Below are 18,727 nucleotides of genomic sequence, written 5' to 3'. Positions count from 1 at the left end.
AAAGAATTTTAACAAAAAGGATAATATTATGCCACATCTGGGTGCACATATGTCAATTAGCGGTGGACTCCACAGGGCAATTGATAGAATCAAAAAAGTTGGGGGAGAAGCCCTGCAAATATTTTCCAGAAATCAAAGACAGTGGAAGAGCCATGCCCTAAGTCAAGAGGACATCACCTTTTTTCGGGAAAAATGGGGGAATTGGGGCAAATATAAAATCGCCATCCACACCTCATATTTAATTAACTTAGCAGCAAAGGATAAAGAGATACAGAAAAAATCTATCCAGGCATTTATAGATGAGATTAATAGGGCTTGTTTACTTGGAATAGGATATCTAATAACCCATCCTGGCTCCCATGGTGGAGATGGGATTTATGCTGGAGTTAAGAGGGCAGTTTATTCAATTGACTCTGCCATTGAAAATTCTCCCAAAAATAATGTATCAATTCTTCTTGAAACCACAGCTGGACAGGGAAATGGCCTTGGGAGTAGATTTGAGGAGCTGGCACATATTATAACATATTCCAGGTATTCCAACATGCTTGGGGTGTGTATTGATACTGCACACATATTTCAGGCTGGATATGATATAAGGGATGAAAATGGTTATAAAAACACCATGGAGCTTATTGATAAGACCATAGGTATATCTAAGATACACTTTTTCCATTTAAATGATTCCAAAACAGGGTTGGGCTCTAGGGTGGATAGACACGAGCACATTGGATTGGGGAAAATAGGACTTTCTGCATTTAAATTTCTATTAAATGATCCACTATTTAAAAATCATCCCATGGTATTAGAAACACCAAAGGGAAAGGATCTAAAAGAAGACATAAAAAACTTAAAGGTATTAAGAAGTCTTATAGCTACTTAAAATAACGTCTATTTCTTTTTTCAATATAACCATTAATCAGTTCTATATCTCTGTCTGAAATCTCTACAAATCTCTTTTGCATATTAAAGTATTCTTTAACATCAGCCATCTCTTTAATTTCCACAGTACGTACTAACCTACCTTCTTCATTTAACTCAAATAAGGGGAAGATATCTGTTTTTACCGCCATCCTTAAGGTAGAAATTGAATCTTTAGAATCTATCCTCCAACCTGGAGGGCAAGAGCTCAAAAGGTGTATAAACCTAAAGCCCCTTTTATCCCTTGCCGTTCTAAATTTCATTATAAAATCTTCAGGATAGGCTATTGTTGCAGATGCCACATAGGCTGGGTTGTGTGCCATGACAATTGAAATTATATCCTTTTTGGGTTGAAAGCCTGGTTTTCCCTTTGTTGAAGTGGTGGTCCATGCATAAGGAGGAGTTGCAGAGGACTGTTGAATCCCAGTGTTCATATACGCTTCATTGTCATAACACACATAAATAAAATCCTCTTTCCTATCTGCAGCACCAGATAAGGCCTGAAGCCCTATATCAAAGGTCCCTCCATCACCTGCCCACACCATTACATTTGTATCAAGATCCCCTTTTGATCTAAGTGCCCTTACTACCCCAGATCCACAGGCAGCAGCTGTTGCAAATGGCACATGGAGTAGTGGAACAGACAGCGCAGTGGTGGGGAATATCCCTCCAATTATAGACCAGCAACACGCAGGGATTACACAGATGGTCCTATCCCCCATGACCTTAATTGCATGTCTCATACTAAGAGAAGCCCCACAACCAGGACATGCCATATGTCCTTGGTTTAAATATTCCATGGAAGTAATTTCTCTATACATATCTATTCCCTTTATAACCAGATTGTTTTATTGGTATCTAAAGTGTGGAAATTTTCTACCATATTAGATATTGTATCAACTTCAACAACCTTACCTCCCAAAGAGATTATTACATCAGCAACGTCTATTTGATAAGAAGACTTAAACAAAACATTTCTAATTTCCTGGGTAATGGTCCCACAACAACCATAAGTAACAGAACGATTTAAAACAATAATCCTTTTGCATCCATCTATTAAACTAAGAAATTCATCCTCTGGAAATGGCCTAAACAATTTAAGGTCAAGTAACCCTGCATTGATTCCTTTTTCCCTTAAATTATCCACTGCAACCCTTGCTGTGCCTGAAATTGCCCCACAACATACAATTAATACCTCTGCATCTTCTGTTCTATATTCAAGAATGCACGAATACTCCCTGTCAAAAATACTTTTAAAATCCTCAAAAATATTCTTTAAAACATCAGAAGATGAGGACGTTGTTTCAAATAGTCTTTTTTTAAAGAAATAAAAATTATCAGCAGTTGCTGGTGCGCAAAATGAGCGGGGACTATCTGTATCCAAAAAATATTTGGGTTCATAATCTGGAAGAAACTCTTTCACCAGAGATATATCAGGGATATAGAGGGGTTCTAAAGTATGGGACAATATAAAACCATCTAAATTGAGCATAACAGGAACCATTATTTTTTCAGTAAGTCTATATCCAATAAATACAAAATCCAGGGCCTCTTGAACTGTTGATGCATATATCTGAATCCATCCAGTATCTCTTTGACTCATGGAATCTGACTGATCAGTCCATATATTCCATGGGGATCCCAGTGCCCTATTGGCATTTACCATGAGCATTGGAAATCTTGAGCCAGAAAACCAGTGCAAAAACTCATGCATCAATGCCAGACCCTGGGAACTAGTTGCAGTAAAGGCCCTAACCCCAGTTGCAACTGCTCCAAAACAGGTGGATATTGCAGAAAGTTCTGATTCCACCCTAACAAATTGAGCATCCAACTCTCCTGATTCCACCATTTCTGATAAAGTCTCTATTATGTGTGTTTGAGGAGTTATTGGATAAGCAGCTATCACAGCGGGTTTTGCCAGGGCAACACCATTTGCCACTGCCTCACTGCCAAGTAACATATCGTGCCTTTGCAATTTTTCATTCATCAATCTTCCTCCATCTCAATCATCCCCCTTGGACAAACAGAAGAACAAATCCCGCACCCTTTGCAATGGGTAAGGTCTATATTGGCAATATAACCACCTCCAACTTCTCCAATTTGGATGCAGATATCAGGACAAAAAAACCAGCAGGTTTTGCATCCTGTGCACGTGCCACATTCAAGGCATCTGTTGACTTCTGTTTCAAACTCTTCTCTGGTTACATCTTTTTTTATTTCATCAAAATTCCCAGAAAGTTCTTCTGGTATAGATATATCCATTGTAAAAGAAGCTTTTTTTTCAACAAACTCAAAGCTCAGCTTATCTGTTTGCACCACTTTTTCATCATCTTCTGACTCTTTTTTTATTATTCCATGTTTTCTTAAAATCTCTTTTGCTGCCAACATTCCAGATGCAATACTCTCTGCAACAGAAGAGGGTCCTAAAGATAGATCTCCAGCAATATATATATTGTCCATCTGTGGATAAGTAAGGTCATTTTCCTGACCTATTGCAAAGACCACCCTATCAACAGTTTCTGTCCAGCTATCCCCAATGACCTCAACCTTATCTTGGTTTAACCTTGTTTTACATAATTTCACATCCAGGCTATCTTCTTTTTGAATAACATCTAAAACCACTGTTTTTTCTATTATGGAAATATTTTCCATTACTGCCTCATCTATCTCTTCCTTGTATGCAGGCATTAGATCCTTTGTCCTTCTGTAGATTATCTTAACATTTTTACCCAGTCTTGTTAGGGACCTTGCAACATCCATTGCTGCATTTCCACCACCTATAATATAAAAGGTGTCCCCATCTATATATTTTTTTGACTTTATGTCTTCAAGTATGTCTAATGCCCCTATTACATTTTTATAGCCTTTAAATTTATTCGGTATATGGGATTTTTGCATACCAGATGCTATAATTATTTCATCAAACTCCATTAAAAGTTCCACTATATCATCTTTATTTACAATTCTTTCTAATTCTACTTCTATACCAAGCTCTTGTATAAGTTTGTTGATTTCCCTTAACACAACTTCAATTGGCAATCTATATTCTGGTATCACCCTGGTTAAAAGCCCACCTAACATGGACCTTTTTTCAAAAATTTTTACATAACATCCATTTCTTCTCAAAAAGTATGCTGCGCCAAGTCCTGCTGGACCACTGCCTATAACTAAAATTTTTAAATTGTTTTTTTCCTCTATCTTGGGAAATGGAATATCAAGTGCAATATCACCAAGATATCTTTCAATCCTCCCTATGCTCACATTTTCGTCTATGTAATTTCTGCTGCAACTTTTTTCACAAAAATTGGGACATATTCTACCCAAAGTGGCAGGGATGGGGTTTGTTTTTCTAAGTAAATTTACTGCAACATCCAATCTATCTTGTTTAATGTATTTAACAATTACAGGTATATTGTTTTTTAAAGGACATGAATTCTGACAGGGAGATAATTTATACGAAAACTTAGGGGTTAAATACTTCCAGCTACCAGTTAAATTACCTTCTGTTGTTGTAAGTGACATTGGAACATCTTCTAGATCCAGATATGAAAGTACACTTTCTTGTTCAATTCCTTCTACCATCAAATACTCCTAAACTTATATTTTAATGTATTTATAGGTATATTCCATTGCCTTTATATTATCATCTATTTTCACTGGAATAAATCTCTTTACTGCTTTTTTTAAAGATTCAAGGGAAATAGATCTTGATATCTTTCCAAAACCACCCGCACAAACAGCATTTATAAAAGGTGATATCTTTGTCCCCAAGTTGTATTCTAAGGCAATTTTATTCATATCAATGGTTTTAACAGAGGCCTCTTTGGATACTGAAAAATGTTCAGGACCTTTTTTTGAATTAATTATCACAATACCTTCCCTCTTCAGTCCATACAATATATCTTCAGTTTCAGCAATATGGGAGTCCAATACAACAACGTAGTCACACGATTTTACAGGAGCCCTAAGATATACAAAATTATTGTCCACCCTAACAAAGGATGCCACAGGGGCTCCCCTCCTCTCAGCACCAAACGTTGGAAAGGATTGAGAATATTTTCCCTCTAAAAAATAACTGTAGGCTATGATTTTGGAAAGTATAACAGCCCCCTGGCCTCCCCTTCCATGTATGCGGATTTCTATCACCGGTATATCTCCTAATGGTTATTTATTAAAAATAACTGCAAGGGACATTGCTATTTTTCCTTCAAGGGCCCTAAAGCCATGAAGAATATCTGAATCAAAATAAATACTATCACCAGGATACAATAAAATGGTTTCTTCTTCACTACTAAACTCAAGTACTCCTTCTAAAACATAGTGAAATTCCTCTCCCTCATGGGCAAACATCACAACATCCTTGGATTCCTTTGGCTCAAAGGTGATCAAAAAAGGCTCCATGTGCTTATTAGACTTTTTGTGTGCAAGGGATTCATAACTGTATCCCAGGGATACGTTGCTACCTTTTAACTTCCTCCTTGGGGAATGGATCCTCTCTTCTTTTCTCACTACAGCTATTTTAATATCCTTCTTTTCACCACCAAGCAAAATTCCCAAATCCACTCCCAAACAATTTGCTATTTTAAGCAATGTGGAGAGAGGAGGAGAGATAAGGTCACTTTCAATCTGGTTTAAAAGGGGTCTGGATAGATTTGTCTTTTCCGCTACCTCTGATATATCCATCCCCTTATTTTCACGGATCAATTTGATCCTTTCCCCAATCTTTAATTCATAAGAGCTCTGTATGTCTGACATTTTCTCTGTACCCCTTAATAAAAAAAGGTTTATTTTATAAGCATTGTTTGTTAATAATATTTTTGTCTACTATATCCTACTATTGTCAAAATGCAAGGATAAATTAATTTAATTAAATGCACTTAGTATTGCTTTTTACTTGAATTTAAGAAATAAAATATTAAAATTGTCTTAATTTGAGTTTATCATTTCCACAGACTTGGGTTAATAAAAATTAATGTTTTAACTTAATAAATCTATAAACACCTGGAGGAGAAAAATGGAAAATAGTTTAAACCCCTTTCACATAGCCCAACAACAACTTGATGAAGCAGCTGAGTACCTTGGCCTAGATGAATCCACACATGAGTTTCTGCGATGGCCCATGATGGAACTCCATTTTCGCATACCTGTTAGAATGGACGATGGAAGCGTAAGGATCTTTGATGCCTTCAGGGTACAATACAACACTGCCAGGGGACCAGCCAAGGGAGGAATTCGCTGGCATCCCGATGAAACCATAGACACTGTAAGGGCACTTGCTGCATGGATGACCTGGAAAACTGCGGTGTTAGACCTCCCATTAGGTGGAGGTAAAGGCGGTGTTATATGCAATCCCAAAGAGCTATCTGAGCCAGAAAAAGAGAGGTTGGCCAGGGGTTATATAAGGGCAGCAGGAAAACACCTTGGAGTGTTTCAAGATGTACCAGCGCCAGATGTATATACAAATCCCCAGATAATGGCCTGGATGATGGATGAGTATGAAACCCTTGTTGGGGAAAAGCACCCAGGGGTTATAACTGGAAAACCTCTGGCCCTTGGTGGGTCTCCTGGAAGGAAAGGGGCCACAGCAAGGGGAGGAATATATGTGGTAAGGGAAGCAGCCAGGACAATGGGTATTGACTTAACAGGTAAACCAATGGCTGTGCAAGGGTTTGGAAATGCAGGACAACATGCGGCAATTTTAGGGGAAACAATACTAAAAATGAAACTTGTTGCTGTATCTGATTCAAGGGGTGGTATATATAATCCCAATGGTCTTAACATAAAAAAATTAATTGATTACAAGAGAGAGACTGGCTCTGTAGTTGGATTTGAAGATGCAGATTCCATAACAAATGAAGAATTACTTGAACTAGACGTACTGGTATTGTTTCCTGCTGCCTTGGAAAATGTAATAACCGAGAAAAACGCAGATAAATTAAAATGCAAAATATGTTGTGAATTGGCAAATGGGCCAACCACCCCAGAGGCAGACCATATATTATATGACAAAGGGATACTCACTCTTCCAGATTTTCTGGCCAATGCAGGAGGAGTTACTGTATCTTATTTTGAACAAGTACAAAATGCATACAACTATTATTGGAATTTAAAGGAAATACAAAAAAGACTATGTGATAAGATGACTAAGGCATTTAGATCTGTATATGAAATGCACACAAATGAAAAGGTTCATATGAGAGAAGCAGCTTACTTACTTGCAGTATCAAGGGTAGCTGAGGCCTGTAAACTTAGGGGTTGGGTGTAATATGGAAGAAAAAATTCAGCACATTGATACAGATACCATTGAAAAATTGTTAAAGGGATATTTGTTATTAGAAAGAGTTTTCCAGTACCCAGAAATTAAGGGAATAATAGTTGAAGTCTTTAAAGAAGCACTTAGAAAAAAAATGGGAATTGATGATGAATTCTTATCTAAAACTGCAGATGAGATAATATCATCATCAGACTCCTCAGAAGAGATAGACAAAATAAAACTCGAAGATACATTGGTATTTATATATTTTTGTCTCTATTTTAACAGGGCTGAATGGGATGAATACATAAATTTTGCCAGAAAAAAAGTAGCCTTCAGGGAACTCACAAAAACAGTTAATAAAGAGGGGGCAACCTTTGGACAGATCCTCAGGGCAGTTAAGAGCTTTTGTGAAATCCCTGAAGGCAATATCTACCTTCCTCCAGATGAAGTAGAAGGCATACGTGTTGCTCTGATCAATTATTTTATTTCAAATCAGCTTGCATTTATAAGTATCGCCAAAAAACACATAACAGTGAGAGACATAAATGATATCTTAGATCATACCTATAGGAGCAAGAGACGTCCTGGAAAGATAGGTGGAAAGGCCGCAGGGATGTATCTTGCCTATCGCATACTTGTCCCAAGGTTTGATAAATCCATTGGTGAACTAAAAAAATATATCACCATACCTGAGTCCTATTTTTTTAATTCAGGGATCTTTTCAGAATTTATAGATCATAACGACTTATATGAGTTCCACACACAAAAATACAAGACACTGGAAGAGATTCAAAAGGGATATGAACAGATTTCAGCCCTGTTTGAAAAGGCAACATTCCCAGAGGATATTGTTGAACAATTCAGGGAATTCTTAATACGAGTTGGACAACATCCCCTAATACTCAGGTCTTCCAGTCTACTGGAAGATAATTTTGGCTACGCCTTTTCTGGAAAATATGACTCTGTTTTTCTGGCAAACCAGGGAGATATAGACAAAAGACTTGAGCAATTTATCTGGGGTCTAAAACAGGTCCACATGAGCACCTATTCACCAGCAGCCATTATTTACAGGAGAGATAGAAATTTACTGGATTTTGATGAGAAAATGAGTGTACTTGTCCAAAAAGTGGTTGGCAGAAGGTTTGGACGCTATTTTCTCCCCTTTGCCGCTGGAGTTGGTTTTTCATACAGCTCATATTCATGGACACCAAAAATAGACAAAAAACAGGGCATGATAAGGTTGGTCTTTGGACTTGGAACAAGGGCAGTGGATAGGACAGGAGGAGATTATCCAAGGATGATTTATCTCTCCCATCCAACTTTGAGGCCAGAGGTCTCTGCTGACGATATTAGTAGGTATTCTCAAAAATTTGTAGATGTAATTGACCTTGAGGATGGCTCCTTTAAGACCCTTCTGCTTAAAGAGTTCTTAAAGGAAGTGAAACATCCAGACCTTTTTTATGCAGTTTCAATAAAACAGGGAGACCACATTTCCCCTCCCCTATTTAAAACAAAAAAAATAGACATTGGGAACACATGTATTACCTTTGACAATCTTATAAAAAAAACAAAGTTCATCCCCCTTATAAAAGAGGTCTTAAAAAAATTAGAAAAGGCCTATAATAGGCCAGTTGACATAGAATTTGCGTGGGATGAAGAAAAGTTATATATCCTGCAATGCAGATCCTTATCTGTTACACAGGATGTGGATCAGGTTGAAATTCCAGAAGAAATCCAGGACGAAGACATCATATTTACAACCCACAAGGTCTTAAATAATTGCAAAATTGAGGGACTAAAATTTGTGGTCTATGTGGACCCCAAAAAATATGCAATGATAGATTCCCCAGAGAAGAAATTAAAGGTGGGCAGGATTGTGGGTAAATTAAACAGGAGACTTGAGAAGAGGTCCTTTGGACTGTTTGGACCTGGCAGATGGGGATCAAATGATCTCAACCTGGGGGTAAAAGTAAATTATGAAGACATTAATCGAACCAGGGTCCTTGTTGAGGTGGCATTTGAACAAAATGGCTGTACCCCAGAGGTATCTTATGGTACCCACTTTTTCAGTGACCTTGTTGAGGCCAATATAGTTCCAATAGCTATTTTCCCAGACCACCAAGGCTCAATCTTCAGAGAGGAATTTTTCAAAAAAGGTAAAAACTTACTTACCCAATTTTTACCTGAAGCAGAAGAATTTAATGACATTATATTTGTAATCTCCGTACCAGATGAACACAAAGGGAAGTATTTAAATATCTATCAAAACAGCAAACAACAATATGGCATAGGCTTTTTGAATAAGTTCTAGTTATCCTTATGTTTGCTTACTTTTCTTCCTTTTCCTTCACAAGTTTTTCCAGGAGCTTCTGGGCATTTTCAAATTCAGGATCAATTTGTATGGCCTCATTTAGATGAGCCAGTGCATTTTTCTTTTTCCCGGTCTTTAAATATGCAACTGCTAGATTATAGTGAATCCGTGGATTTTTAGGCTCTTTTTTAAGTGCCTGTCTATAAGCAACTATGGCCTGATCCATTGCTCCCTGTTTACTCAAAGACACGGCCAGATTGTTTAAGGTCTCAACTGTCAACCTTTCAAACAAGATATGACTAAAATCCCTCACAACTTCATTTACCAGATCTTTTTCAAGATATAAGTTCCATATATCCTGTACCAATTGGTCATTGTTTGGATCTACTTTAAGGGCCATTAAAAAAAAGTCCCTGGCCTTATCCAATCTTTCTTTTAATAGATACACCTTACCAATATTATATAGGATTTTAGATGAATTGGGATTTAGTTCATATAATTTTTTTAAGGCAGAAAGTGCTCCATTAAGGTCTTTTTTCTTCAGGGCAATATCACTTTTAAGTAGCCATCCCTTTGTGTATAAAGGATTTTCCAAAACAGCTGAACTCACCATCTCCTCTGCCTTGTCCAGTTGACCTTTTTCCATATAGACCTTTGCTATTTCTGCAAGCAACCTTGGTCTGTCTTTTTCATATTTTTTAAGGACCTCATCAAGTTTTTCCTTAACCACATCATCTTCACAGGTAGCAATTAGCTCCTTTATCTCTTTTAAACGTTTATTTAACTCATTAGATTTTTCTAGCTTTTTGTCTATATCCTCCATTTTTAAAATAAGGGCTTCCACAGTAACTGGTTTTACCAGGTATTCAGTTACCTCCTGCTCTGCTGCCAGGGCTATATCTTCCTTTTCACCTTTTGATGTGACCATAATAAAAGGAATATCTTTATATTCTTCCTGGCTACGGACCCACTTTAATAGATCAAAGCCACTCATCCTTGGCATTTTCCAATCACTTATTATTAGCTGGATGTCCTTATTATTTTTAATAATTTCTATAGCCTCTTCACCATTTGAGGCCTCTAAAAAATTTTTATACCCCAGGACTCGTAAGATATTAATCAGGGTTTCTCTGGTTGGTTGAATATCATCTACCAACAAAATGGGTCTTTCTTTATCCATCTTCCTCCTCCTCATATACAAAACAACTAAAACAAAACCTGCTCCCTGTGGGTTTTACGTCCTCAACCCAAATTCTGCCCTCTAATAAATTCATTATTCTCTTACAAATAAAAAGACCAATTCCTGTGCCCTGTACTCCCCTATCCCTATTTATCCTCTCAAATCTATTAAAAATAACTGTCTTTAGATCATCTGGTATTCCAGGTCCACTGTCCTCTACACACACCCGAACAATTTTTTTAAATCTATCCCCTGCCCTTTTTGTGGAAAATACATTCCAGGAAATCTTTATTTGTCCATTATCTGGGGTATATTTAACTGCATTTGACATTAAATTCTGGATTAAATGAAAAATCAAGGACCTGGTTCCCCTTAGTTTTACATCTTCTTGTGTCTCAATAACTATTTTTAAGGACTTTATATCTGCCTGTGGTTTTAGTTCATCAATGATTTCATTTAAAACTGACAAAAGAGACACAGGCTCAAATTTAATTTTTTCCTTTTGAAATTGATCCACCCTTGCAATCTGAAGAAATTCATTAATCATATCAAGGAGCTTTTTAGCACCATTTAATGCAGTGTCCACTATTGGTTTTTGTTGGTCACTTAGTCCAATATATTTGAGCAGATCCAAATTTGATATAATTGCAGAAAGGGGGCTTTTAAAATCATGTACCACCATTTGCACCAATTCCTGTCTTTCTGTATATGTCATAAGGAGTTCTTCTTTACTTATTTTTAATTCCTCTGATAATTTTTTATATTTTTCTTTCTCCTCAATTAATTTGTGCAAGAGACATGAATTTTCTATGAGCGGTGATAGTATAGATGCATAATCCTTTAAAAAAATAAAGTCATTTTCAGTAAAAGACCTTTTCTCCACATGGTCTGAGATATTAATCACACCTAAAATATGTTTTCCACTTTTAAGGGGCATACATATAAGTGAGGGGGTATCATAATTCTTGCCAATTGCAAATGATTTAAATTTCTTTGACTTTCTAATATCTTTAAAAAAAACTGGTTCACCAGTTGATAGAACATAACCAGATATGGATTTAGGGTTAACAGGGATCTCGTTGTTTAATATCTTTTTATTTGTAGCAGCCATCACTTGAAAGGTTCCCTTTTCCTGTGAATACAACATAATAGAACCCTTCAAAGCACGTACTTTCCTCAGGATAAGCCTGAGGCTCTTATCCATCTTTTTATTTAAACTCAGCTTATCAGATGACAAAATATTTATAATTGACCTTAAAAATCCAAGTTCTTTTTCAATATCCTTCTTCATATAAAATACCTTCTGATCTATTAATAATTAATATTACAACATGTGATCCTATAGATATAAAAAAATTAAAAAATCCACAAGTATCTAACTCGAATTTATCAAAATGGTAAACTCAGGCTAATTGATATTTAACTCAACAAATGTATCAAACACTAATTCATTTGTATATTCTCAAAAAGTACAATTTTGTCACTTTACAAGACAATATTTCTTTTATATCTCTTTTACCCTTATTTATCCAATTAAAAATTCCAAAATATCAGGAGAAGGGTATGGACAAGATCTTGGGTATAGGCAAAAGGATAGCGAAATTTAGGGAATTAAAAGAAGTAGATTTAGAAGAATTGTCCAAACGGACTGGTCTAAGTGAAGATATTCTAAGGGATATTGAAGAGGACAGGGTGTATCCAGCAATTGGAATCCTCCTTAGGATATCAAGGGCATTGGGAACAAGGCTTGGGACATTTATTGATGATAAAATCAGTGAAGACCCAATAGTTATTCATAACGATTCAAGGCCCCATGAAAAGTCAGCATACAGGGGTGGAAAAGGCGAACTACCCCTTAAATTTTACTCACTTGGAAGGGGTAAAACAGACAGACACATGGAGCCCTTTTATATAGAGATTTATCCAAGTAGTAAGGACATTGACTTCTCAAGCCATGAAGGAGAAGAATTTATAGTAGTTGTATCTGGTAAAATTGAAGTTACTTATGGAAATAAAAAATATATATTAAAGCAAGGGGACTCAATTTACTACAACTCAGCTGTACCACACAAAGTGGTGTGTGCAGGTGCTGAAGTGGCAAAGATCTATGCTGTTTTATATATGCCGTAAAAAAATACTTAAACTGGAGTTTTGTTATGGAGGAAACCATATACTTACAGGAAATTACCCTTGGACAACTATTGGATAATACAGTAAGTAAATACCCTGACAATGAAGTAGTAGTCTATGTAGATAGGGACTTAAGGTTCACATACAGGGAATTTCTGGACCTTGTTAATAGACTTGCAAAGGGTCTTATGGGACTTGGGGTTAAAAAAGGCGAAAAAGTCGCAGTATGGGCTCCAAATGTACCTTATTGGATTGCACTTCAATTTGCCACTGCCAAGATTGGTGCAATACTCCTTACAGTAAATACCCACTATAAATCATCTGAACTTAAATATTTGTTGTCCCAATCAGAGGCAGAAAATTTGTTTTTGGTGGAAGGATATAGGGATTCTGATTACCTCTCAATGGTATATGATCTTGTTCCTGAACTAAAGGAGCAGCCCAGAGAATATTTAAAGAGCAAAGAGCTACCCAATTTAAAAAGGGTATGTTATCTAGGGCATGAAAAATACAAAGGAGTTTATTCCATCCCAGAAATAATTGGTATGGGAAATATAGTTTCAGATGAAGAATACAAAAAGAGGCAGGAAGAGCTATCGCCACATGATGTGGTCAATATGCAATATACTTCAGGTACAACTGGATTTCCCAAAGGGGTTATGCTAACCCATTACAATATTTTAAATAATGGATTCTGGGTAGGAGAAAATATGAAACTAACCCATAAAGACAAAATTTGCCTACCAGTTCCATTATTTCACTGTTTTGGATGTGTATTAGGGGTACTGGCAGCAGTATCACACGGAGCCACTCTGGTTGTGTTGGAAGAATTTAATCCTTTACTTGCAATGAGTTCCATACAGGCGGAAAAATGCACTGCCCTATATGGGGTGCCCACAATGTTTATTGCAATACTTGAACATTCCATGTTTTCCAGATTTGATTACTCCTCTCTCAGGACTGGAATTATGGCAGGATCACCATGTCCAGTTAAGGTCATGAGACAGGTAATGGATAAAATGAATATGAAAGAAATTACCATTTGTTATGGACTTACAGAGGCGTCACCAGTTATTACACAGACAAGAACAGACGATCCCATAGAAAAACGGGTTGAAACCGTGGGAAAACCCCTGCCTGGAATTGAAGTTAAATTAGTAGATCCAAAAACAGGTAAAGAAGTAGGACAAGGGGTCCAGGGAGAGGTATGTTGTCGAGGTTATAATGTAATGAAGGGATATTACAAAATGGAAGAAGCAACCAAAGAGGCCATAGACCAGGATGGTTTCTTGCACTCTGGGGACCTGGGAGTAATGGATAAAGACGGATACCTCAGCATAACCGGTCGACTAAAGGATATGATAATAAGGGGCGGTGAAAACATCTACCCCAGGGAGATAGAAGAATTTTTATACCAGATGGAAGGAATCTACGATGTACAAGTAGTTGGGGTCCCAAGCAAAAAATATGGGGAAGAGGTTGGTGCCTTTATTATTTTAAAAGAAGGGTATAATTATACTGAAGAAGATATTAAAGAATTTTGCAGGGGAAAGCTTGCAAGATACAAGATACCAAAGTATATTGCCTTTGTTAAATCCTATGATATGACAGCAAGTGGAAAAGTCCAGAAATTTAAGTTAAGGGAAAAGGCCGCTCAAATCTTTAATACAGATTAAAAAAGGGGTTTTTTATGCCAAAACTTGCAGTAAATGTTGACCACATAGCCACAATTAGGCAGGCAAGGCTATCCAAGGAGCCAGATCCAGTGCATGCAGCTTTTCTAGCAGAAGTTGCAGGGGCAAATGGAATCATTGTCCATTTAAGGGAAGATAGAAGACACATCCAGGACAGGGATGTTTTGCTCCTAAAGCAAACTGTGAAGACAAAGCTCCACCTGGAGATGGCTGCAACAGAGGAGATGCAAAAAATAGCTTTGGAGATAAGACCATATATGGTGTGTTTGGTGCCTGAGAAAAGACAGGAGCTCACAACAGAAGGAGGACTGGATGCTGCATCAAAGATTGATTTTTTAAAGGAGTTTTTAAAACCCATAAAAGAGGCCGGGATAAAGACATCCCTGTTTATTGATGCAGATGAAAAGCAAATTGAGGCGGCCAAAAAGATTGGAAGCCAGTATATAGAAATACACACAGGCCACTTTGCAGATGCTAAAGACGATCTCTCTGTTAGAGATGAGCTAAAAAAAATACTTAAAGGGATAAAGTTGGCCCAGGATCTAAAACTCAAGGTAAACCTTGGACATGGGCTGGATTATGAGAACATATGGGCATTTTCCAAGGTACATGGTATTTGTGAATATTCCATTGGCCACAGTATAGTTGCCAGAGCTGCTTTAGTTGGAATGGAAAGGGCAGTTAAGGAAATGGTTGAGATTATAAGGACCTTTGTGGATTAGATAGATGATCCTGGGCATTGGCTTTGACCTTGTGGAAATTCCAAGGATAAAGAGGGCCACTAAGAGATGGGGAGATAAATTTTCATCTCGCATATTAACAACACGGGAAAAAGAACTGGCTCCCAAAGATATGGTAAGATACCTGGCCTCAAGATTTGCTGCAAAAGAGGCCTTTGTAAAGGCATTGGGAACTGGATTTTCAAATGGTATATCTTTAAAACACATTGAAATAATTTCTGTCTCAAATGGTCCACCACAAATAGAATTAAACTCAAGGGCCTTTGAGGTTGCCCAAAGATTGGGCTTAAAAAAAATATTTCTCTCCATATCCCATGAGAAAAATCTAGCTGGTGCCATGGTAATTTTGGAGAAATAAAAAAATTGAGGAGGCAAATATATGTATGTTCCCCTACCCACACCAAAGGAAATGGGTAACTGGGACAGAATTACCATTGAACATATTGGAATCCATGGTGAGATACTCATGGAAAACGCATCCTGGCAGGTTGTATATGGCCTTAAAGGTGAAGTTAAAAATCTAAACAAAAAAAAGATTGCCATAATTGCTGGGCCAGGAAACAATGGCGGGGACGGTTTTGCAGTTGCCAGGCACTTAAATGATATGGGTGCAGAGGTAAAAATATTGTATAAAAAAGACCTTGAATCTTACAAAAAGGATGCTGCATATCATGTTGATTTAACTCTGAAAATGGGGGTAATGGCTGAAAAAATTTCTGAAAAAAATATGGATCTAAGGGAATATGATATAATTATAGATGGACTCCTTGGAACTGGTTTTTCTGGAATACTCAGGAATGATTACAAAAAAGTCGTAGATGCAATAAATGGGGCAAAAACCACTAGCTATATCTTGTCTGTGGATATACCGTCTGGTCTAAATGGACTAACAGGTATTCCCTCACCTGTTGCAGTAATGGCAGATGCCACTGTTACCTTTGAAGAACCAAAGGTAGGATTATTTCTTCCTGAGGCAAAAGAATTTGTTGGCAAATTAATTGTTGGAAAAATTGGAATCCCCCAAAAAGTAAAACTGGAAAATCCCCCTTCTTTTTATGGAATCCCCAGGGATATAATAAAATATCTTCCAGATATAACAGATATGGCTCACAAGGGATCAGCATCACATGTACTTGTAATTGGAGGTGCGGGTGGCCTTTGTGGGGCAGCTACCCTGTGCTCTATCTCAGCGCTCAGGGCTGGAGCTGGACTGGTTACTGCAGCTATACCTGGTGGATGCAGTTTAAATATCAAGATAAACTGGCCAGAAATAATGACAAAATCTGTTGGATCAAAGGATCAGTTTGAATTTGAACAGTACCATTTTGATGAGATAAAAGATGAACTGTCAAGATTTGATGCACTTGTAATTGGTCCTGGAATGGGGAGAAATATAGGTGCTAGAAAATTTTTAGAAAAATATCTAAAAACAGACCATCCTCCAACCATAATAGATGCAGATGGGCTGTACAATCTATCTAAGCTGGATAAAGATGACGTAAAAATGGATCCAGAGACAATACTCACACCACATCCAGGTGAGGCAGCATATCTTTTAAACACTACAACTGACAAAATACAAAGAGATAGATTTGGAGCAGTAACATCATTAGTAGAAAAATATGGATGTGTATGTGTATTAAAAGGCGCTGGGACCCTTATTGGAGATATCAATAAAAAAATATATATATCAAATATTGCATGTAAGAATCTTGCCATTGGCGGTTCAGGAGACGTCTTATCAGGCATAATTGGATACCTAAAGGGAATGGGAGTAGAATCAAAAGATGCTGCATGTATGGGAGTTATGTGGCATTCACTTGCTGGTGAATATTTAAAAGAAAAATATCCCCACAGGGGAAATCTAGCCCAGGAAATAGCCATGTCCATTCCAGAGGTTAGAAAATGAATTTTACTGTAGATGTGACAGATATTAATAAACTAAGGGACATTGCCCAAAAACTGGCTAAAAAAACACTGGAAATTGGACATGGAATCTATTTATTGCAAGGGGATCTTGGAGCTGGAAAGACTACATTTGTTAGATTCTTTACCTACAACATTCCTGGTTCTCAAAATGCAGAAGTAAGTAGCCCAAGCTTTAATCTATTTAATATATATCCAACAGAACCCGAGATAATTCACATTGACTTATATCGCTGTGTGGAATTAGAAGAGGAAATTCTAGAATATCTATCCTCTGAAGAACATATTGTATTTGTTGAATGGTGTGAAAAGTTGCCAGAATTTTACTGGCCATCTGAGTATATTTTAATAAAATTTAAAACTAAACAAGTAAATAGATTCTTAGAAATCAGAGTTAAGGGAACTATATTTTCTGAACTCTTAGGTGATTGATATGAATAGTGAACAGTGAATGGTGAATAGTGATTAGTGAGAAGGTAGAAGGATGAAGGGTGAAGGCGAGAAAATAACAAACAAAATTAATCCTTCAATCTTGTATGGAACCTTCGTCCTTCAACCTTCATCCTTGAATTTTGAACTTTAGACACCCACAGACACAGATAACAGACACATACACAACAAAGCTTGAGACTTCGGAGTTAATGAAACAGACTAGGTGACTCATATAGAGATAAATTATGAAAGAAAGATTATTTTACTTAAATAAAAAAGAACGGGATAAGATTCAAATAGTCTTAAAAGAGAGCCTGATAGACATAGACAAAATTATCTTTTGTTATATATATGGTTCTTTTGTAAGTGAAATGCCATTCAGAGATATAGACATTGGCATATATTTGAGGCCAGAGATTGAAAACAATAGCATCTTAATAGATCTGGATATTGGTAATTATATAGAAAATATTATAGTGGATAAATTAAAAGAAAAAGGTCCTGGATATATACCAATAGACATAAAAATACTAAATCAAGCACCAGTAACCTTTTCTTATCATGTAATTAAGGGAACATTACTTTTTTCCAGAAATGAGGATATAAGAGTTGGTTGGACAGTATGGGTTGTAACTAGATATTTAGACTTAAAACCCATACGTTATAAGGCCCTTAAGGAAGCCATGACATCATGGAAATAAACATAGACCTTATAAAACAACGTTTTCAGGACATAAATGAATCTATGATCCGTTTGGAAAAAATAAAAGGTATGTCCCAGGAAAAATTCCTTAATGACAGAGATATTATTGACATTACATGTTATCGTTTACTTATAGCAATAGAGGCTGCTATTCAAATATGTGTACATATTAGTTCCAAAAAGCTACACCAGGTACCTGAAGGATATGCAGAGTGTTTTGCAATCCTTGCTAACTCAGGGATTATACCATATGAGCTGGGTCATAGACTTCAAAAAATGGCTCGTTTTCGCAATATGTTGGTGCATCGATACTGGGAAATAGATTATAAAAAGATATACCAGATTGTCCATGAATCACTGGACGATTTGCGTGAACTTACACAAATTATTGGAACCCTGTTATAAGGACAATGGGATTTACTAAAAATTCCATTACA

18 protein-coding genes are annotated in these 18,727 nt (G+C 36.8%); 11 read left to right on the top strand and 7 right to left on the bottom strand.

Annotated elements, in window-relative coordinates; translation table 11 throughout:
- Positions 1–28: 28 nt before the first annotated feature.
- The gene (locus tag ACYQ0O_RS03725; protein WP_459890764.1) at positions 29–880 is read left to right on the top strand and encodes a deoxyribonuclease IV; all 852 of its coding nucleotides are present in this window, start codon (positions 29–31) and stop codon (positions 878–880) included.
- Here the strand turns inward: ACYQ0O_RS03725 and ACYQ0O_RS03720 are convergent.
- The 5 genes from ACYQ0O_RS03720 to ACYQ0O_RS03700 are packed head-to-tail and all read right to left on the bottom strand — an operon-like array spanning position 873 to position 5,673.
- Complete coding sequence (locus ACYQ0O_RS03720) at positions 873–1,739, bottom strand: thiamine pyrophosphate-dependent enzyme (RefSeq protein ID WP_459890762.1); 867 nt, start codon at positions 1,737–1,739, stop codon at positions 873–875. The genes ACYQ0O_RS03725 and ACYQ0O_RS03720 overlap by 8 nt on opposite strands.
- An 11-nt stretch (positions 1,740–1,750) precedes the next feature.
- Complete coding sequence (locus tag ACYQ0O_RS03715; protein ID WP_459890760.1) at positions 1,751–2,905, bottom strand: transketolase C-terminal domain-containing protein; 1,155 nt, start codon at positions 2,903–2,905, stop codon at positions 1,751–1,753.
- Positions 2,905–4,500: an FAD-dependent oxidoreductase gene (locus ACYQ0O_RS03710; protein WP_459890758.1), complete on the bottom strand. Its 1,596-nt coding sequence runs from the start codon at positions 4,498–4,500 to the stop codon at positions 2,905–2,907. The genes ACYQ0O_RS03715 and ACYQ0O_RS03710 overlap by 1 nt, the downstream gene beginning before the upstream one ends.
- A 15-nt stretch (positions 4,501–4,515) precedes the next feature.
- On the bottom strand, positions 4,516–5,064 hold the full coding sequence (locus tag ACYQ0O_RS03705; RefSeq protein ID WP_459890756.1) for a 2-oxoacid:acceptor oxidoreductase family protein: 549 nt from the start codon (positions 5,062–5,064) through the stop codon (positions 4,516–4,518).
- Positions 5,065–5,082: 18 nt separating this feature from the next.
- Positions 5,083–5,673, bottom strand: coding sequence for a helix-turn-helix domain-containing protein (locus ACYQ0O_RS03700; protein WP_459890754.1), 591 nt, complete (start codon positions 5,671–5,673; stop codon positions 5,083–5,085).
- A 259-nt stretch (positions 5,674–5,932) separates the two neighbouring features.
- Between ACYQ0O_RS03700 and ACYQ0O_RS03695 the strand changes: the two genes are divergently transcribed.
- Entirely contained in the window at positions 5,933–7,183 is a 1,251-nt protein-coding gene (locus ACYQ0O_RS03695) for a Glu/Leu/Phe/Val family dehydrogenase (protein WP_459890752.1), read from the top strand.
- Position 7,184: 1 nt separating this feature from the next.
- Positions 7,185–9,485: a PEP/pyruvate-binding domain-containing protein gene (locus ACYQ0O_RS03690; protein ID WP_459890750.1), complete on the top strand. Its 2,301-nt coding sequence runs from the start codon at positions 7,185–7,187 to the stop codon at positions 9,483–9,485.
- 16 nt (positions 9,486–9,501) lie between these two features.
- Here ACYQ0O_RS03690 and ACYQ0O_RS03685 read toward each other — a convergent pair whose 3' ends face one another.
- Together ACYQ0O_RS03685 and ACYQ0O_RS03680 are read right to left on the bottom strand one after the other, a co-directional pair.
- Complete coding sequence (locus ACYQ0O_RS03685; RefSeq protein WP_459890748.1) at positions 9,502–10,665, bottom strand: tetratricopeptide repeat protein; 1,164 nt, start codon at positions 10,663–10,665, stop codon at positions 9,502–9,504.
- Positions 10,658–11,956, bottom strand: a complete 1,299-nt coding sequence (locus ACYQ0O_RS03680) for a GAF domain-containing sensor histidine kinase (protein ID WP_459890746.1) — start codon at positions 11,954–11,956, stop codon at positions 10,658–10,660. The genes ACYQ0O_RS03685 and ACYQ0O_RS03680 overlap by 8 nt, the downstream gene beginning before the upstream one ends.
- Before the next feature lie 272 nt (positions 11,957–12,228).
- Between ACYQ0O_RS03680 and ACYQ0O_RS03675 the strand changes: the two genes are divergently transcribed.
- The 8 genes from ACYQ0O_RS03675 (at position 12,229) to hepT (ending at position 18,695) form a co-directional block, all read left to right on the top strand.
- Positions 12,229–12,795, top strand: coding sequence for a cupin domain-containing protein (locus ACYQ0O_RS03675; protein WP_459890744.1), 567 nt, complete (start codon positions 12,229–12,231; stop codon positions 12,793–12,795).
- A 26-nt stretch (positions 12,796–12,821) separates the two neighbouring features.
- Complete coding sequence (locus tag ACYQ0O_RS03670; protein WP_459890742.1) at positions 12,822–14,471, top strand: AMP-binding protein; 1,650 nt, start codon at positions 12,822–12,824, stop codon at positions 14,469–14,471.
- Between the two features lie 14 nt (positions 14,472–14,485).
- Positions 14,486–15,211: a pyridoxine 5'-phosphate synthase gene (locus tag ACYQ0O_RS03665; RefSeq protein ID WP_459890741.1), complete on the top strand. Its 726-nt coding sequence runs from the start codon at positions 14,486–14,488 to the stop codon at positions 15,209–15,211.
- Positions 15,212–15,215: 4 nt separating this feature from the next.
- The gene (gene acpS, locus ACYQ0O_RS03660) at positions 15,216–15,587 is read left to right on the top strand and encodes a holo-ACP synthase (protein WP_459890740.1); all 372 of its coding nucleotides are present in this window, start codon (positions 15,216–15,218) and stop codon (positions 15,585–15,587) included.
- Between the two features lie 21 nt (positions 15,588–15,608).
- Positions 15,609–17,138 (top strand): NAD(P)H-hydrate dehydratase, encoded by a 1,530-nt coding sequence (locus ACYQ0O_RS03655; RefSeq protein ID WP_459890739.1) that lies wholly within the window; start codon positions 15,609–15,611, stop codon positions 17,136–17,138.
- Positions 17,135–17,587 (top strand): tRNA (adenosine(37)-N6)-threonylcarbamoyltransferase complex ATPase subunit type 1 TsaE, encoded by a 453-nt coding sequence (tsaE, locus tag ACYQ0O_RS03650; RefSeq protein WP_075068884.1) that lies wholly within the window; start codon positions 17,135–17,137, stop codon positions 17,585–17,587. Before ACYQ0O_RS03655 ends, tsaE begins: the two co-directional genes overlap by 4 nt.
- A 245-nt stretch (positions 17,588–17,832) precedes the next feature.
- Positions 17,833–18,288, top strand: coding sequence for a nucleotidyltransferase domain-containing protein (locus ACYQ0O_RS03645; protein ID WP_459890736.1), 456 nt, complete (start codon positions 17,833–17,835; stop codon positions 18,286–18,288).
- On the top strand, positions 18,279–18,695 hold the full coding sequence (gene hepT, locus ACYQ0O_RS03640) for a type VII toxin-antitoxin system HepT family RNase toxin (protein WP_459890734.1): 417 nt from the start codon (positions 18,279–18,281) through the stop codon (positions 18,693–18,695). The genes ACYQ0O_RS03645 and hepT overlap by 10 nt, the downstream gene beginning before the upstream one ends.
- Positions 18,696–18,727 lie beyond the last annotated feature (32 nt).

The sequence above is a fragment of the Desulfothermus okinawensis JCM 13304 genome (assembly GCF_054654515.1).
This window is presented reverse-complemented; position numbering and strand designations above follow the sequence as displayed.

Coding starts and splice junctions, on each gene's coding strand:
- ACYQ0O_RS03690 (WP_459890750.1), top strand. CDS start 7,185: ATGGAAGAAAAAATTCAGCACATTGATACAGATACCATTGAAAAATTG.
- ACYQ0O_RS03680 (WP_459890746.1), bottom strand. CDS start 11,956: ATGAAGAAGGATATTGAAAAAGAACTTGGATTTTTAAGGTCAATTATA.
- ACYQ0O_RS03670 (WP_459890742.1), top strand. CDS start 12,822: ATGGAGGAAACCATATACTTACAGGAAATTACCCTTGGACAACTATTG.
- ACYQ0O_RS03720 (WP_459890762.1), bottom strand. CDS start 1,739: ATGTATAGAGAAATTACTTCCATGGAATATTTAAACCAAGGACATATG.
- tsaE (WP_075068884.1), top strand. CDS start 17,135: ATGAATTTTACTGTAGATGTGACAGATATTAATAAACTAAGGGACATT.
- ACYQ0O_RS03715 (WP_459890760.1), bottom strand. CDS start 2,905: ATGAATGAAAAATTGCAAAGGCACGATATGTTACTTGGCAGTGAGGCA.
- ACYQ0O_RS03695 (WP_459890752.1), top strand. CDS start 5,933: ATGGAAAATAGTTTAAACCCCTTTCACATAGCCCAACAACAACTTGAT.
- ACYQ0O_RS03685 (WP_459890748.1), bottom strand. CDS start 10,665: ATGGATAAAGAAAGACCCATTTTGTTGGTAGATGATATTCAACCAACC.
- hepT (WP_459890734.1), top strand. CDS start 18,279: ATGGAAATAAACATAGACCTTATAAAACAACGTTTTCAGGACATAAAT.
- ACYQ0O_RS03725 (WP_459890764.1), top strand. CDS start 29: ATGCCACATCTGGGTGCACATATGTCAATTAGCGGTGGACTCCACAGG.
- acpS (WP_459890740.1), top strand. CDS start 15,216: ATGATCCTGGGCATTGGCTTTGACCTTGTGGAAATTCCAAGGATAAAG.
- ACYQ0O_RS03710 (WP_459890758.1), bottom strand. CDS start 4,500: ATGGTAGAAGGAATTGAACAAGAAAGTGTACTTTCATATCTGGATCTA.
- ACYQ0O_RS03675 (WP_459890744.1), top strand. CDS start 12,229: ATGGACAAGATCTTGGGTATAGGCAAAAGGATAGCGAAATTTAGGGAA.
- ACYQ0O_RS03665 (WP_459890741.1), top strand. CDS start 14,486: ATGCCAAAACTTGCAGTAAATGTTGACCACATAGCCACAATTAGGCAG.
- ACYQ0O_RS03700 (WP_459890754.1), bottom strand. CDS start 5,673: ATGTCAGACATACAGAGCTCTTATGAATTAAAGATTGGGGAAAGGATC.
- ACYQ0O_RS03645 (WP_459890736.1), top strand. CDS start 17,833: ATGAAAGAAAGATTATTTTACTTAAATAAAAAAGAACGGGATAAGATT.
- ACYQ0O_RS03655 (WP_459890739.1), top strand. CDS start 15,609: ATGTATGTTCCCCTACCCACACCAAAGGAAATGGGTAACTGGGACAGA.